Origin of the sequence: Enterobacter bugandensis (assembly GCF_900324475.1) — a bacterium.
Classification (GTDB): domain Bacteria; phylum Pseudomonadota; class Gammaproteobacteria; order Enterobacterales; family Enterobacteriaceae; genus Enterobacter; species Enterobacter bugandensis.
In genome coordinates this window covers 4,324,364-4,339,781 of record NZ_LT992502.1, presented here as the reverse complement: position 1 = coordinate 4,339,781, position 15,418 = coordinate 4,324,364, and the positions used below count along the sequence as shown (strand labels likewise).

The window sequence follows — 15,418 nt, the reverse complement described above, 5'->3', positions numbered from 1 at the left end:
TTGTAACAATTTCGACTAGAATTTATACCAGAATTAACTGGTCGAATACGTGCACTTTTTTAGAATACGCTGTTACAAAGACTATCCGAACCTTTGGGAGTACACACAATGCAAGAAAACTACAAAATTCTGGTCGTGGATGACGACATGCGCCTGCGCGCGCTGCTTGAGCGTTATCTGACCGAGCAGGGCTTCCAGGTTCGTAGCGTCGCGAACGCTGAGCAGATGGACCGTCTGCTGACCCGCGAATCTTTCCATCTGATGGTTCTCGACCTGATGCTGCCGGGTGAAGACGGGCTTTCTATCTGCCGCCGTCTGCGCAGCCAGAGCAACCCGATGCCGATCATCATGGTGACGGCGAAGGGCGAAGAAGTTGACCGTATCGTGGGCCTCGAAATCGGCGCCGACGACTACATTCCAAAACCGTTTAACCCGCGCGAGCTGCTGGCGCGTATTCGTGCCGTGCTGCGCCGTCAGGCGAATGAACTGCCGGGCGCGCCGTCCCAGGAAGAAGCCGTCATTGCCTTCGGCAAGTTCAAGCTGAACCTCGGCACGCGCGAGATGTTCCGTGAAGATGAGCCAATGCCGCTCACCAGCGGCGAGTTTGCCGTGCTGAAAGCGCTGGTCAGCCATCCGCGCGAGCCGCTTTCCCGCGACAAGCTGATGAACCTGGCGCGCGGTCGCGAATACTCCGCAATGGAACGCTCCATCGACGTGCAAATCTCCCGCCTGCGCCGCATGGTGGAAGAAGATCCGGCGCATCCTCGTTATATTCAGACCGTATGGGGTCTGGGCTACGTGTTCGTTCCGGACGGCTCTAAAGCATGAGGCGAATGCGCTTCTCGCCGCGAAGCTCGTTTGCCCGCACCCTCTTACTGATCGTCACCCTGCTGTTCGTCAGCCTGGTGACGACCTACCTGGTGGTGTTGAACTTTGCGATTCTGCCGAGCCTCCAGCAGTTTAATAAGGTCCTGGCCTACGAAGTGCGTATGCTGATGACCGATAAGCTGCAGCTGGAGGACGGCACGCAGCTGGTTGTTCCCCCGGCATTTCGCCGTGAAATCTACCGTGAACTGGGCATTTCGCTTTACTCCAATGAAGCGGCGGAAGATGCTGGCCTGCGCTGGGCGCAGCACTATGAATTCCTCAGCCAGCAGATGGCGCAGCAGCTGGGTGGCCCGACGGAAGTGCGCGTCGAGGTCAACAAAAGCTCGCCCGTCGTCTGGCTGAAAACCTGGCTGTCACCCAATATCTGGGTACGCGTTCCGCTGACTGAAATCCATCAGGGCGATTTCTCGCCGCTGTTCCGCTACACCCTTGCCATTATGCTGCTGGCGATAGGCGGCGCGTGGCTGTTTATCCGTATCCAGAACCGACCGCTGGTCGACCTGGAGCACGCGGCGCTGCAGGTCGGTAAAGGCATTATTCCTCCTCCACTGCGTGAATATGGTGCCTCTGAAGTGCGTTCAGTAACGCGCGCGTTTAATCATATGGCGGCAGGCGTTAAGCAGTTGGCGGATGACCGTACGCTGCTGATGGCCGGCGTCAGTCATGACCTGCGCACTCCGCTAACGCGTATTCGTCTGGCGACGGAGATGATGGGTGAAGAGGACGGTTATCTTGCCGAGTCTATTAACAAGGACATCGAAGAGTGTAACGCCATCATCGAGCAGTTCATCGACTACCTGCGCACCGGTCAGGAGATGCCGATGGAAATGGCCGATCTGAACGCGGTGCTGGGCGAAGTGGTGGCCGCAGAAAGTGGTTATGAGCGTGAAATTGATACTGACCTTCAGGACGGTGAAATTCAGGTTCGTATGCACCCGCTTTCCATTAAGCGTGCGGTGGCCAATATGGTGGTTAACGCGGCGCGCTACGGTAACGGCTGGATTAAGGTTAGCAGCGGGTCTGAACTCAACCGCGCCTGGTTCCAGGTGGAAGACGACGGCCCGGGCATTAAGCCCGAGCAGCGTAAGCATCTGTTCCAGCCATTTGTGCGCGGCGACAGCGCGCGCAGCACCAGCGGTACGGGCTTAGGCTTGGCGATTGTGCAGCGTATTGTGGATAACCATAACGGATTGCTGGAGATTGGTACCAGCGAGCGGGGCGGGTTGAGCATTCGCGCCTGGTTGCCGGTGCCGGTGACGCGGGGGCAGGTGAAAGAGGGATAGTGCGGTCTGATGCCCTCACCCCGGCCCTCTCCCACGGGGAGAGGGAGAAAACATTAAAAAAGGCAACTTTCGTTGCCTTTTTGCTTTTACCTACAGCTTCGGTCCCGCACTCACCAGCGCAGCACCCGCCGGGGTATCGGTGTACTTCTCGAAGTTCTCGATAAACAGCTTCGCCAGCGATTCCGCCTTCTCGCGCCACTGTTCCGGCGATCCGTAGGTATTGCGCGGGTCGAGGATACGCGTGTCCACACCCGGCAGTTCCGTCGGAATGGCCAGATCGAACATCGGCAGCGTGAAGGTTTCAGCGTTATCCAGAGAACCATCCAGAATGGCGTCGATAATGGCGCGGGTATCTTTGATGGAGATACGTTTGCCGGTACCGTTCCAGCCGGTATTCACCAGGTAGGCCTGCGCGCCGGATGCCTGCATGCGTTTCACCAGCACTTCAGCGTACTGCGTCGGGTGCAGCGACAGGAATGCCGCGCCGAAGCAGGCGGAGAAGGTTGGGGTTGGCTCCGTGACGCCACGCTCGGTACCCGCCAGCTTGGCGGTAAAGCCAGAGAGGAAGTGGTACTGCGTCTGGCTGGCGGTCAGGCGGGAAACCGGTGGCAGCACGCCGAACGCATCCGCCGTCAGGAAAATCACCTTCGTGGCATGGCCCGCTTTTGACACCGGCTTCACGATGTTGTCGATGTGGTAGATCGGGTAAGAGACGCGGGTGTTTTCGGTTTTTGACGCATCGTCGAAGTCGATAGAGCCGTCGGCACGCACGGTGACGTTTTCCAGCAGCGCGTCGCGGCGGATCGCGTGGAAGATATCCGGCTCGGCCTCTTCAGACAGGCGAATGGTCTTCGCGTAGCAACCGCCTTCGAAGTTAAACACCCCGTCATCGTCCCAGCCGTGTTCGTCATCGCCAATCAGACGGCGTTTTGGATCGGTGGAGAGCGTGGTTTTCCCGGTGCCGGAAAGACCGAAGAACACCGCTACGTCGCCTTTCTCGCCGACGTTCGCCGAGCAGTGCATAGAGGCAATACCGCGCAGCGGCAGCAGGTAGTTCATGACCGAGAACATTCCTTTCTTCATTTCGCCGCCATACCAGGTACCGCCGATCAGCTGAATACGTTCGGTCAGGTTGAAGGCAATGAAGTTTTCGGAGTTCAGACCCTGCTCTTTCCACTGTGGGTTAGTGCATTTCGCACCGTTCATCACGATGAAGTCAGGTGTGAAGTCCTGCAGCTCTTCGTCGGTCGGACGAATAAACATATTCTTAACGAAATGCGCCTGCCAGGCCACTTCGGTAATGAAACGCACGGAAAGGCGGGTGTCGGCGTTAGCGCCGCAGAAAGCGTCGACAATGAACAGACGCTTACCGGAAAGTTGATGGGTGACGAGCCCTTTCAGATGCTGCCAGGTTTCCGGGGAGAGCGGTTTGTTGTCGTTCTTCCCTTTGCCCTTGTCAGCCCACCACAGCGTATCGCGGGTAGTTTCGTCTCGGACGATATACTTATCTTTCGGCGAACGACCGGTAAAGATACCGGTATCGACGGCGATAGCACCAAGGTTCGTCAACACACCGCGCTCGTATCCTTCCAGTGCTGGATTGAGCTCTTCCTGATACAGCGTATCGTAATCGGGGTTGTAGACCACTTCCTGGACGTCGTGAATACCATAAGCCTTGAGATCTTGCGGGGTTAAACCAGTAACACGCATATCACTGCTCCTTAGCCAATATGTACTGCCTGAAATTGTAGGGTTTTTCTGGGGATGTTAACCGCGACGGGGCTCATAGATTTGTGCATCTGGATAAAACCCTTACTAACGGAAAACGCTGCGACTCCAGTCACAGTGCAGGCGGATTATCGCAGGAATCGCTTTTTGGTTGGGGAAAATGTTCCGAAAAGGTTAAGAGGTGGTGATTTTATCGGAGAGAATGTGAATGTAATCGCATACATGTAAGAAAATTACGTAAGAGTTACATAGGGAAAACGATTCAGCTTTTGGGGGATTTTTGCCCCTCACCCTAACCCTCTCCGCAAAGGGGAAAGGGCAGGGTGAGGGGTAGCGTATTAATGAACCTGCGGATCCGCCGGAGAGGCGTTATTGCGGATTTCAGCGATATCCATTGAATTGAACACGTAGTGCGTACCGCAGTAGTCACAGTGCATATCAATTTCGCCGTCTTCAGCCATGATGCTGTCGATCTCTTCATCCGGCAGAGTTTTCAGTGCGCCAGCGCAGCGCTCGCGCGAGCAGGTGCACTTAAACTCCACGGACTGCGGATCGTACACGGTCACTTCTTCTTCGTGGTACAGACGCCACAGCACGTCGGTCGCCGACAGGTTGAACAGTTCTTCCGCCTTGATGGTTTCGGTCAGCGTCGCCAGATGCTCAAAGTCATTGGTCTGCGCGTCCTGCGCTGGCAGAACCTGCAGCAGCATGCCGCCCGCAGCAGGTTGGCCGTCCACTTCACCGGTACGGATGAACAGACGCGTCGGCAGCTGTTCGGAACGCATGAAGTAATCTTCCAGGCAGGCTGCCAGGGTATCGCCTTCCAGACCGACCACGCCCTGATAGCGTTCACCTTCCTCCGGGGAGATGGTGATCACCAGGTAGCCATTGCCCACCAGCGTTTTGAGATCAGCATTTTCAGGAACGTCGCCCTGAACGCGCGCTACGCCGCGCATCTGCTGCTGGTTATTGCCGTTGATCACCGCCAGCGTCATCGGGCCGTCACCCTGCAGCTGCACGGTGATATCACCTGCAAACTTCAGCGTTGCGGTCAGCAGGCTGGTGGCAACCAGCAGTTCGCCCAACAGGGTCTTCACCGGCAGCGGGTAGTTGTGGTTTTCCAGAATCTGTTTCCAGGTTTCGGATACGGTGACCAGCTCGCCGCGCACGGCGAATTGTTCAAACAGATAGCGGTGTAATTGGTCGTGTTGGGCCATTTTCATCTCTCGTGCGGGTGAGGGTTACTCGCTCTCACCGTGTTTAAATTTCATCAGATCGCGGCGCTCTTTTTTATCCGGTCGCCGGTCCGGGTGGGGCATGGTCAGCGCATTCATTTTGCGCGCCAGCGCGGTCTTCTCGCGCTTTTCAACGCTTTCAGCCGTCTCTTCGTAAAGCAGTACGGCTTCCGATGCGGGCCGCCGTTGTTCGGTAATGGCTTTAATCACTACCGTACGTTCGTCGTTGCCCTGGCGCAGCGTTAATGTGGCGTTCAGTTCAACCAGCTTGCTCGGCTTGCTGCGCTGGCCGTTGTAATGCACTTTACCGCCGTCAACCATTTCACGGGCAAGGGCGCGCGTTTTATAAAAACGGGCTGCCCACAGCCATTTATCCAGTCTTACCCCATCTGAGGGCTTTTCTTTCATGGCGTCTCCTTCACGGTCAGTGAGGGGATCATCTGGCGGTAGTCGTTCAGTCCCGGATGGCGCAGATAGCTTTTTTCAGCCAGGCCAGAGTCAGGATTAGTGACACCCAGACAGTAGCGAATGCCAAACGTTGCCGCAGAATCCAGAATAGGCTCGCTGTCGTCAATGAACAGTGTGCGCTCCGGCTGCAGGCCGGTCTCTTCCTTCACCGCATGCCACAACCGCTGATCCTCTTTCGGATAACCAAATGTGTGGGTGGAAAGTAATAAATCAAGGTGCGACGCCAGTCCCGTATGCTCCAGCTTCACGGCCAGGTTATGTGGATGCGCGTTAGTCAGCAAAATACGGCGCTTGCCGCTTGCTTTCAGCGCGTCCAGGAAGGGAACCGTATCTTCGCGCAGCACGGCGCGTGGTCCCTGGGCAGTGGTCATGGCACAAATATCCAAACCGAGGCGCTCGCTCCAGTAGTCCAGACAGTACCAGTTTAGCGTATGTTGCACCGCGCTATATTGCGAACGAATGAATGCCTGCGCTTCTGCCGGGGAGATACCCTGCTGCTCACCATAGGTTTCCGGCACCAGCTTTTGCCAGAAATAGTTATCAAAGGCGAGATCGAGCAGCGTGCCGTCCATATCCAGCAGAACGGTGTCGACCTGCTGCCAGTCGATATCAAGATGCATAGGGGGGAACTCCAGCCAGAAGAAACGTGCGCGACAGGGTAGCACATCTTGTCGCGCAACGACGTTATCAGATCAGGCTCTCAGAGGAGGGGATCAGCTTAGGATTGAGGCAATTCTCATAATATTGCTGGATCTCCGCCAGACGCGTGCGGGAGCGCTGGTAGCGGCGCAGGGCCATAAAACCGTTCCAGAAAATGGCGATCAGCATGGCGATCATCAGCAGAGAGGTGCCAATGTAACGCCACAATCCTGCGCTGTCCGGCATCCGGTGCAGGCCGATATGGCGCGTGCCGTTGGCGTCGGTGTAGATGCTTGTGACAATCCCTTCGGCACTGAACGGCGTTTGCATCAGCATCTGCGCCAGACGCTGGAACTGGCTCCACTGCTCCTGGGCCGGGTAGTCATAAAGCGCTACCTGCGGGTAAGGCTGATCGACCAGGTCGCTGCCTTCATCGCTGGCAATCACAAAGCCGCCCGGTGCAGGACTGTTGAGCGCCTGAGCCGCCCGGGTGGTTTCGCGCATCATAAACGGCGATGTCGAGGTGGCGACCAGGTTATCAAGCGATTCCGCGCTGACCGGACGCAGCAGCACGTTGACGCCATCCAGTCGTCCCGCCTCGGCGCGTTTCACCAGCGAGTCCCAGTCTTTACTGTTCCCGAGGTTAACCAGCGCGTTCTTGAGGCGTATGCACTCATCCTGCGATGAGCATAAGTCCTGGGTTTTCAGGACAATGTCGCCAAAATCATCCAGCAGAATCATGCCTGATTTCTGGATGGCGGAACGCAGCGCGGGGCTGACGCGTGAATCATCGTCCGGTTTCGGGTGCAGCTGGCGGTTGACCGTCTGGGTCAGCGCCGTGGCTTTATTCACCACTTCGGATTCCGGCAGCGGCAGCGGCGGCGCGTCGTTCCAGATAATTTGCGAACAGTCGAACGGCGTGAACGGTGAATTCTGGCGCGTGTTCCACGCCCCCGGGGTATGGATATTACACATTCCGGTGCCTTTCAGGCGCAGCGTATCGCCCACCCGTACACCCGCTTCATCGAGCTGGTTGACGCTGGTCGCCTCGATGGTCTGCGCGCCTTTGATCCACGACAGGGTAAATTTGATGGGCATATCCAGCGGCACGAAAAGCAGCAGCATGATAAACACCAGCCCGGCGCCGGCGGCGATGACCGTGCTGCGCAGCCAGTGCTGAAGCGGGAAATTTTTCACTTCATCATGCAGAGACAGGAAGCGCCCCTGTCGCACAACGTGGCGGTCAAGATAGATATCAATATCGGTTTTCTGCCCTAAATCCTGCGCAATCCACGGTTGCCAGTGGCGCGGGTAGATCAGGTCAATAATCCCGAGTGAGATATTGTTGAGATGCTCCTGATCGTTCTCACCGAACAGGCCCCAGCGCTTTGGCGTGCCGCGCAGGCAGTGGATCTCCCGCAGCGAGGTTTTGGCCGGTGGGGCAAAGAGCCCCCACAGCCCGGCCGCAAGAAGCAACACCGCGCCACCCGCCAGCCATGGGACAAAGACGTCCGGCGTCAGCAGGCAGACAAAAAAGAGCAGGAAAGCGGCAACGATCAGGATGGCTTCACGAATACCGTCCGGACGGCTCAGGGCGTACTCTTCATGCGTCTCCTGACGAATATTCAGCAGCTCAATCTGCTCGGTCTCTTCACCACGAATAGAGGCCTGCGTTGAACTCGCGCGTTCCAGCGCAAAGCGCGGGGCTTCGTGAAGATAGTCATTCAGGGTATGGCCGTTGAGCGAGATTACCAGCGGCAGCGAATCGGTGTGAATCAGCTCAACGCTGTTTTCGTCGTTAATGTACTGCTCCCAGGACGGAGGCAGATGCACCTCAACCGAATCCAGGTAGTAGCGCCACTTGTTGGGGTCGTCAGTCGTAATGCCGTAGCGCGTGATGGAGCGCGTCACGCAGAGCACGGTGTCACTTTGCGCGTTAAGCTTAAGCGCGACAGGTGCAGTCGTGGCTCCCGTCGGCCCAGGCGTTAACTGAGAACGGTTCAGCGTTTCGAGATAGTTTTCAACTGCATCGCGCTCGTCTTGCGTGAGTTTACGCGTTGTCGCACCCGCGAAGGCATTTAAAAAGGGCAGCCGGTAACGGCGCTGTATGCGTCGCCTGTACAGCCACCCTGCAATCAATGCGCTGACCAGCATAGCAGCGAGAACAATCAAAATGGTGCTCATGCTTTCCCCATCTTACTTATCTTACAGGTGTAGTCAGTAGCACCTTTACATTGAATGAGAGTCTGTGGCTGGCTATCGGCAAGTATGGAGTCGAACTTGAGCATTCTAAAGCGCATCCCAGTGACCGGTGATGATAGCAAAGCCTGTCATGGCGCGATATCAGCAAATTCCTGGAAACATTTCAACCTCTTGACATTTGTTTTGAATTGAGGATTGATCCCTGCTGCGTTGCATAAATGTAAATAAAGAACAATTGACATTGCCGAAACCGTGCGGCATATCGCACAATAACGCCAGTTCACACTGCTAAGACCCCATCAAGATGAGCAAACCACTACAAAAACCCACCATTCTGCACGTTGAAACTGTCGCCAAATCGCGCCTGTTTAACGTCGAGAGTGTGGACCTGGAGTTCAGCAACGGTGTGCGTCGTGTTTATGAGCGTATGCGCCCCTCTTCGCGCGAAGCGGTGATGATTGTCCCTATCGTCGACGATCATCTGATTTTGATCCGCGAATACGCCGTGGGGACGGAATCTTACGAGCTTGGGTTCTCGAAAGGGCTCATCGATCCGGGTGAAACGGTCTTTGAAGCAGCAAACCGCGAGCTGAAAGAAGAGGTGGGTTTTGGCGCGAACGAACTGTCGTTCCTGAAAAAACTGAGCATGGCGCCGTCCTATTTTTCCAGCAAAATGAACATTGTGGTGGCTGAAGATCTCTATCCTGAATCGCTGGAGGGAGATGAGCCAGAGCCGCTGCCGCAGGTTCGATGGCCGCTGGCGCATCTGATGGATCTGCTTGAAGACCCTGACTTTAACGAGGCTCGCAACGTGAGCGCGCTGTTCCTGGTTCGCGAGTGGCTGAAGGGGCAAGGGCGGCTGTAGGCCATAAAAAAGCCGGGTGGCGGCTTCGCCTTACCCGGCCTGCAATTCTTTGCCCGGTTTTTACCGGGCATTTTTATGCTTAAAACAGCTCGTGCGTCTCGCCGTTATCAATAATCTCTGTACCCACCTCATGCACCGCCTGTGTGGTTGGCTGCGTACCTTCGATAAAATACTCGGCACGGCTATTACCGCCGTTAGCGAGCTGGCCGGTGCTGCGGTCAATATTGACCGTCACCACGCCCGGTGGCGGCGTCAGCGGCTGCTCCGGCACGCCTTCAAGAACGGATTTCATGTAGGCATCCCAGGCCGGCTGCGCGCTTTTGGCGCCGCCTTCGTAGCCGGAGATCTGATCTTTAATCGCGCCGGATGCCGTGGTACGGCCTAAATCACGGCGATGATCGTCGAAACCGATCCAGACTGACGTCACCACGCCCGGCCCATAGCCGGAGAACCACGCATCTTTTGAGCTGTTAGTTGTCCCGGTTTTACCGCCGATATCATGGCGCTGCAGATCGCGCCCTGCTCGCCAGCCGGTACCCTGCCAGCCGGGTTCACCGAAGATGTTGGTGTTCAGCGCGCTCTTGATCAGGAACGCCAGCGGCGTGTTGATCACATGCGGGGCATACTCCTGCGCGCCGGTTTGCGCCACCAGCGACTGGTTAGCCTGCTCCAGCTGCGGCTGCGGCAAGACGATATTTGGCTGCTCCTGAGAAACGGCAGGGTCTTCCATGTCCTTGTTTTCGAGCACCTCGGATTTCGGCGTATTGCCGTAAATGACCGGAATATCACACTCAGGGCAGGCAATTTTCGGCTTCGCTTCAAACAGCACGCCGCCCTGGTCGTTCTCGATTTTGCTGATGAAGTACGGGTCAACCAGGAAGCCGCCGTTGGCCATCACCGAGTATCCGCGGGCGACCTGAAGCGGCGTAAAAGAGGCTGAGCCCAGCGCCAGCGACTCGGTGCGAACGATGTTCTGCGCCGGGAAGCCGAAGCGCTGCAGGTACTCTGCCGCATAGTCGACGCCCATCGCGCGCATGGCACGCACCATCACCACGTTTTTCGACTGCCCCAGACCCTGGCGAAGACGAATAGGACCGGCATACTCCGCAGGAGAGTTCTTCGGCTGCCAGTCGGAACCGGCACCGGCATCCCAGCGGGAGATCGGCACGTCGTTTAGGATGCTGGCAAGCGTTAGTCCCTTATCCATCGCAGCCGTGTAGAGGAACGGCTTGATGTTGGAACCCACCTGACGCAGCGCCTGCGTGGCGCGGTTAAATTTGCTCTGGTTGAAATCGAACCCGCCGACCAGCGCCATTACCGCCCCGTTCTGTGGGTTGATGGAGACCAGAGCCGAGTTCACATCTGGTACCTGCGCCAGCCACCAGGCATCGCCTGACTTGCGCACCCAAATCTGCTGCCCGGCCTGTACCACGTCGGTCACCTTGCGCGGCGTTGGCCCCTGCAGGGTGTCCGAACGGTATGGACGCGCCCAGCGAATACCGTCCATGCGCAGGGAGACGGACGTGCCGTCCGCCAGCGTCGCAACGGCTTCCTGAGGATCGGCCTGCGTCACTACGGCTGGAAGGAGCGGACCATAGGTTGGCAGCGCTTTCAGCGTGCTGGTGATTTTTTTGCTGTCCCATGCGCTTTCGCCCACTTTCCAGAGCACGTTCGACGGTCCGCGATAGCCGTGACGCATATCGTAGTCCATCACGTTATTGCGCACCGCGTCCTGAGCCGCCTGCTGCACTTTACGGGTAACGGTGGTGTACACGCGATAGCCATCTTCATAGGCCTTGTCGCCATAACGACTCACCATCTCCTGGCGCACCATTTCGGTCAGATAAGGGGCTGAGAAGGCGATCTCAGGGGCGTGATAATTGGCGTCAATGACGTCGTTACGCGCCTGGTCGTACTCGCTCTGGCTGATATAGCCTTCGCTCAGCATACGTGACAGGACGACGTTACGACGTGAGGTAGCGCGATCGAGCGAGTAAAGCGGGTTAAACGTGGACGGCGCTTTTGGCAGACCGGCAATGGTTGCCATTTCGCTTAAGGTGAGCTGTTCAACAGGCTTACCGAAGTACACCTGCGCGGCTGCCCCCACGCCATAGGCACGGTAGCCCAGATAGATTTTATTGAGGTACAGCTCAAGGATCTCGTCCTTGTTCAGCAGTTGCTCAATACGGATCGCCAGGAACACCTCTTTGATCTTACGCGTCAGCGTCTTTTCAGGGCTGAGGAAGAAGTTACGCGCCAGCTGTTGCGTAATGGTGCTCGCCCCCTGGGAGGCGTGACCGGAGAACAACGCAATGCTTGCGGCACGGAAAATCCCGACCGGATCGACACCGTGGTGCTCGTAGAAACGGCTGTCCTCCGTGGCGATAAAAGCTTTCACCATCACGGGGGGAATTTGGTTTAAGGTCAGCGGGATACGACGCTTCTCGCCATACTGCGCCATCAGCTCGCCATCGGCGCTATAGACCTGCATTGGGATCTGGAGACGCACATCGCGGAGCGTGGCGACATCAGGTAGCTGTGGCTCAATATATTTGTACAAACCGTAAATCGAGCCTGCTCCCAGCAGAATGCAACAGACTGCAAGGATGAATAAATACTTTACGAACTTCACCGGAGATTTCCCATTTGGTTTCACTTGGGCAGTTTCTAAACAATCGCGCGGTAGTATAAAGGCAAGCCTGATTCATTGATATAGCCGTCAAGGCGACGGGCGATAAGGAGATCGTGAAGCATGGCTTTCAAAACATGGCAAACGGGCGTTCATATTCAACAGGATAAGGTCCTGATTACGGCACTGGTCCGGGAGAGAGGCGGCTGGTGCTTACGCCGCTGGTGGGCCATTTCTCTGGCCGAAGGCATCATTCGTGACGGCAAAATTTGTCAGCCAGAAGCGCTGGCCGATGCCTTACGCGACTGGCGAAAAGCGCTCCCGCACTACCACCGGGTATTTCTCTCCTTTCCTGCTGCACGGACTCTGCAAAAAACGTTGCCCCGACCGGCTCTTGCATTGCGCGACAGCGAGCAGCTCTCGTGGATGGGGGCGGCGCTTTCGCGCGAACTGGAGATGTCGACAGAGTCCCTCTGTTTCGACTACACCCAGGACACCTTCAGCAATACGTTTCACGTGACTGCTGCACAAAACAAAGAGGTTGAAACGCTTCTTGATCTGGCGAAAACGCTACGTTTGCGGCTGGCGACCATCACCCCGGATGCCAGCGCGCTGGCGAACCTGCTGCCTGCGTTAGCGCCGACGCAGTGCGTCGCCTGGCGGGATGCGCATCACTGGCTGTGGGCTATGCGCCATCAGTGGGGGCGTCGTTATACCACTGAAGCAGAAAACGTCACTGAGCTGGCGGCGCTGCTGGCCCTTAACCAGAATGACATCGCGTTCTTTGATGCCGAACGAACTCCATGGGAAACGCTGCAGCGCTGGCATGCGCCTCTTCCCGAATGCGGGGCTGACTATACCGTCGCGCTGGCGCTGGCCATGAGCGAGGTGCCTGAATGAACGTGACCAACTTCCTGCCCTGGCGTCAGCAGCGGCGCGCGCGATGCCTGCGTTTCTGGGGAACCGTGTTTTTCGGCGCATTGCTGCTCATGCTGGTGACCGTTTTTAGCGTAAGGATGAATTATCTGGTAACGCTGCGCGCGCTGCAGGCTCAACTGGCGGGTACGCAGTCCGTGCAGCGTGGTCTTGTGTCTCGCCAGCGACCCACCGCAGAGGTGCAGAACCCTGCGGGCACGCCGCAACGCCGCGCATGGCAACCGGTGCTGGAGTCACTTTCTGAGGCCATGCCTGCGCAGGTATGGCTGACAGAGCTGCGTTATCAGCCTCCTGCTCTGATGTTGATCGGCTATGCCACTACCCTGCAGGCGCTTTCTGCCTTGCGTAATGGGCTGGAGCACATAGACGGCTTTACGCCCGGTTCTGAGGGGGAACTCCGGCAGGATAGCCAGGGGCGCTGGATGTTCACTCTGCACCTGAAAAGCGAGGGGTAATGCGTGGAGACCTTGCTAGAACGCTGGTGTGAAAGTCGTCCCTGGTGTCGGCTAGTCTGCGGGGGGCTGGGTATTCTCCTGATGGGCCTGACAGCATGGGGTGTATTGCTCCGGCCAGCAGAGAGGCAGTGTGCGGATCAGCGGCAGCAGTTGAGCCAGGCGGCGAGGACTAACGCGTCGCTGTGGCCCACCGCCAGTCAGGTGCCGTTTAGCCCGCAAACCCGGACGGCACTGGAGATAAAGCCCTTTTCACCGCTCAATTTTCAGGGGGAGGGTACAAGGCTCCTTCACTGGAAGCCGTTGCAAAACGGCGGTGAACTGGCGCTGGAGGCGCAGTGGCAGGCGATCCCGCCTCTTTTTTCCCGGCTGGCGCAGCGGGATGTGCGGGTCGCTGCTTTTACGCTTGCGCCACAAAGTACGGCGTTACGCCTGAAGCTGGAGCTGGAACATGCGAAATAGCGCGAGATACCTGCTGGTTTGCTCGGCGCTGCTGTTGACCGGCATGCGCGATCCGTTTCGCCCGCCGGACGACCCCTGCGCCACAGCCGAACTGGCACAGTGGCACTACCGCGGAATGGTGGGAGGGCAGCAGCGCGTTGGTATTTTGCTGGATGGGCAACGGCGCTGGCATCGTCTGAAAGAGCACGATCGTTTCCCGGCGGGCTGGCGGATAACGGCCATCAATGAAACGGAACTGGTTGTTGATGTGGGTGACACATGCGATCCCGAAGAATGGGCGTGGCAACGAGAAGGAAAGGATAATAATGAAGTTAAGGATAGTGCTGTTGCTGCTGGCGTTCAGCCGCCCGCTGTGGGCAGTCGCGCCAAAGCCGGTCACGCTGGTGGTGGATGACGTGCCGGTGGTTCAGGTGCTACAGGCGCTGGTTGCGCAGGAGAACCGTAATCTGGTGGTATCGCCGGATGTCGGCGGCACGCTCTCGCTTAACCTGACGCGCGTTCCCTGGCGGCAGGCGTTACAGACGGTAGTCACCAGCGCCGGACTCGTTTTACGAGAGGAGGGCGGTATTTATTATGTCCATACCGCGGCCTGGCAGCGTGAACAGCGGGAACGTTTAGAGCAGGAGCGAGCGCGTCGACAACTTGATGCTCCGCTGGTCTCGCACAGCATCCCATTTTCTTATGCGGATGCCGGAGAACTGCAAAAAGCGGCTGAAAAGCTCCTGAGCCCAAAGGGGAGTTTATCTGTCGACAAACGCACCAACCGTCTGCTCATCAGGGATAACCAGGCGGTGCTGGAGGCGCTGCAGCAGTGGGCGGCTCAGATGGATATTCCCGTCGAGCAGGTCGAACTGGCGGCGCACATTGTCACCATTAATGAAAAAAGCCTGCGAGAGTTGGGGGTGAAGTGGAATCTTGCCGAGGCCACTGAGGCGGGCAAGGTTGGACAGCTCACGACGCTTGGCAGCGATCTTTCCGTGGCCAGTGCTACCACGCATGTGGGGTTTAACATCGGGCGGATTAACGGCAGGCTGCTGGATCTGGAGCTCTCTGCGCTGGAGCAAAAACAGCAGGTCGATATCATTGCCAGCCCGCGGCTGCTGGCCTCGCACATGCAACCGGCCAGCATTAAGCAGGGGAGTGAGATCCCGTATCAGGTTTCAAGCGGTGAAAGCGGGGCGACCTCGGTGGAGTTCAAAGAGGCGGTACTCGGAATGGAGGTCACGCCGGTAGTATTGCCCGGTGGGCGCGTGCGCCTGAAGCTACACATCAGTGAAAACATGCCGGGACAGGTGCTGCAGCAGGCCGATGGCGAAACGCTTGCCATCGATAAGCAGGAGATAGAAACCCAGGTGGAGGTAAAAAGTGGAGAAACGCTGGCGCTGGGGGGAATTTTCTCGCAAAAGAACAAAACCGGCAGTGACAGCGTGCCTGGGCTTGGGAGTATCCCCTGGCTGGGACAGCTTTTTCGCCATGATGGAAAAGATAATGAGCGGCGTGAGTTAGTGGTGTTTATTACGCCACGTCTGGTCGGTATTCACTAACGGGTAACGATCCCCGCAATGATTTTGCATTCAGTTTGTTGCAGATGTTTGACGTGGGGCATGAATTAGCATACAAGGAGTACCGAT

14 protein-coding genes are annotated in these 15,418 nt (G+C 57.2%); 8 read left to right on the top strand and 6 right to left on the bottom strand.

Features of this window, described 5'->3' with window-relative positions; translation table 11 throughout:
* Positions 1 to 108 precede the first annotated feature (108 nt).
* On the top strand, positions 109 to 828 hold the full coding sequence (gene ompR / locus DG357_RS21115; RefSeq protein WP_001157751.1) for an osmolarity response regulator transcription factor OmpR: 720 nt from the start codon (positions 109 to 111) through the stop codon (positions 826 to 828).
* Positions 825 to 2,171, top strand: a complete 1,347-nt coding sequence (gene envZ, locus DG357_RS21110; protein WP_028014672.1) for a two-component system sensor histidine kinase EnvZ — start codon at positions 825 to 827, stop codon at positions 2,169 to 2,171. The genes ompR and envZ overlap by 4 nt, the downstream gene beginning before the upstream one ends.
* A 90-nt stretch (positions 2,172 to 2,261) precedes the next feature.
* Here envZ and pckA read toward each other — a convergent pair whose 3' ends face one another.
* The 5 genes from pckA to DG357_RS21085 all read right to left on the bottom strand — a co-directional run bounded on the left by pckA (position 2,262) and on the right by DG357_RS21085 (position 8,425).
* The gene (pckA, locus tag DG357_RS21105) at positions 2,262 to 3,881 is read right to left on the bottom strand and encodes a phosphoenolpyruvate carboxykinase (ATP) (protein ID WP_028014671.1); all 1,620 of its coding nucleotides are present in this window, start codon (positions 3,879 to 3,881) and stop codon (positions 2,262 to 2,264) included.
* Between the two features lie 356 nt (positions 3,882 to 4,237).
* Complete coding sequence (gene hslO, locus DG357_RS21100; RefSeq protein ID WP_161495995.1) at positions 4,238 to 5,122, bottom strand: Hsp33 family molecular chaperone HslO; 885 nt, start codon at positions 5,120 to 5,122, stop codon at positions 4,238 to 4,240.
* A gap of 18 nt (positions 5,123 to 5,140) precedes the next feature.
* Complete coding sequence (gene hslR / locus DG357_RS21095; protein ID WP_028014669.1) at positions 5,141 to 5,542, bottom strand: ribosome-associated heat shock protein Hsp15; 402 nt, start codon at positions 5,540 to 5,542, stop codon at positions 5,141 to 5,143.
* Positions 5,539 to 6,222: a GMP/IMP nucleotidase gene (yrfG, locus tag DG357_RS21090; RefSeq protein ID WP_028014668.1), complete on the bottom strand. Its 684-nt coding sequence runs from the start codon at positions 6,220 to 6,222 to the stop codon at positions 5,539 to 5,541. Before yrfG ends, hslR begins: the two co-directional genes overlap by 4 nt.
* Before the next feature lie 67 nt (positions 6,223 to 6,289).
* Positions 6,290 to 8,425, bottom strand: a complete 2,136-nt coding sequence (locus DG357_RS21085; RefSeq protein ID WP_028014667.1) for an intracellular growth attenuator family protein — start codon at positions 8,423 to 8,425, stop codon at positions 6,290 to 6,292.
* A gap of 322 nt (positions 8,426 to 8,747) precedes the next feature.
* Here DG357_RS21085 and nudE point away from each other — a divergent pair, with 322 nt between their 5' ends.
* Positions 8,748 to 9,308 carry an ADP compounds hydrolase NudE gene (gene nudE, locus DG357_RS21075; protein WP_028014666.1) on the top strand — a complete coding sequence of 187 codons (561 nt, stop codon included), beginning with the start codon at positions 8,748 to 8,750 and terminating at the stop codon, positions 9,306 to 9,308.
* Positions 9,309 to 9,387: 79 nt separating this feature from the next.
* On the opposite strand, the gene mrcA is transcribed toward nudE, so the two are convergent.
* The gene (mrcA, locus tag DG357_RS21070) at positions 9,388 to 11,940 is read right to left on the bottom strand and encodes a peptidoglycan glycosyltransferase/peptidoglycan DD-transpeptidase MrcA (RefSeq protein ID WP_028014665.1); all 2,553 of its coding nucleotides are present in this window, start codon (positions 11,938 to 11,940) and stop codon (positions 9,388 to 9,390) included.
* 120 nt (positions 11,941 to 12,060) lie between these two features.
* On the opposite strand from mrcA, the gene DG357_RS21065 reads away from it, so the two are divergent.
* From DG357_RS21065 to hofQ, 5 genes are read left to right on the top strand one after another with little or no spacing between them, the layout of a single operon-like run.
* A complete protein-coding gene (locus DG357_RS21065) occupies positions 12,061 to 12,837 on the top strand; it encodes a type IV pilus biogenesis protein PilM (protein ID WP_088205102.1) in 777 nt (258 codons plus the stop codon).
* Complete coding sequence (locus DG357_RS21060; protein ID WP_088205101.1) at positions 12,834 to 13,328, top strand: PilN domain-containing protein; 495 nt, start codon at positions 12,834 to 12,836, stop codon at positions 13,326 to 13,328. Before DG357_RS21065 ends, DG357_RS21060 begins: the two co-directional genes overlap by 4 nt.
* Before the next feature lie 3 nt (positions 13,329 to 13,331).
* Positions 13,332 to 13,787 (top strand): HofO family protein, encoded by a 456-nt coding sequence (locus tag DG357_RS23055; protein ID WP_167401639.1) that lies wholly within the window; start codon positions 13,332 to 13,334, stop codon positions 13,785 to 13,787.
* Positions 13,777 to 14,181 carry a HofP DNA utilization family protein gene (locus tag DG357_RS21050; RefSeq protein ID WP_048957366.1) on the top strand — a complete coding sequence of 135 codons (405 nt, stop codon included), beginning with the start codon at positions 13,777 to 13,779 and terminating at the stop codon, positions 14,179 to 14,181. The genes DG357_RS23055 and DG357_RS21050 overlap by 11 nt, the downstream gene beginning before the upstream one ends.
* Entirely contained in the window at positions 14,093 to 15,331 is a 1,239-nt protein-coding gene (gene hofQ, locus DG357_RS21045) for a DNA uptake porin HofQ (RefSeq protein ID WP_088205100.1), read from the top strand. Before DG357_RS21050 ends, hofQ begins: the two co-directional genes overlap by 89 nt.
* Positions 15,332 to 15,418: the final 87 nt, after the last annotated feature.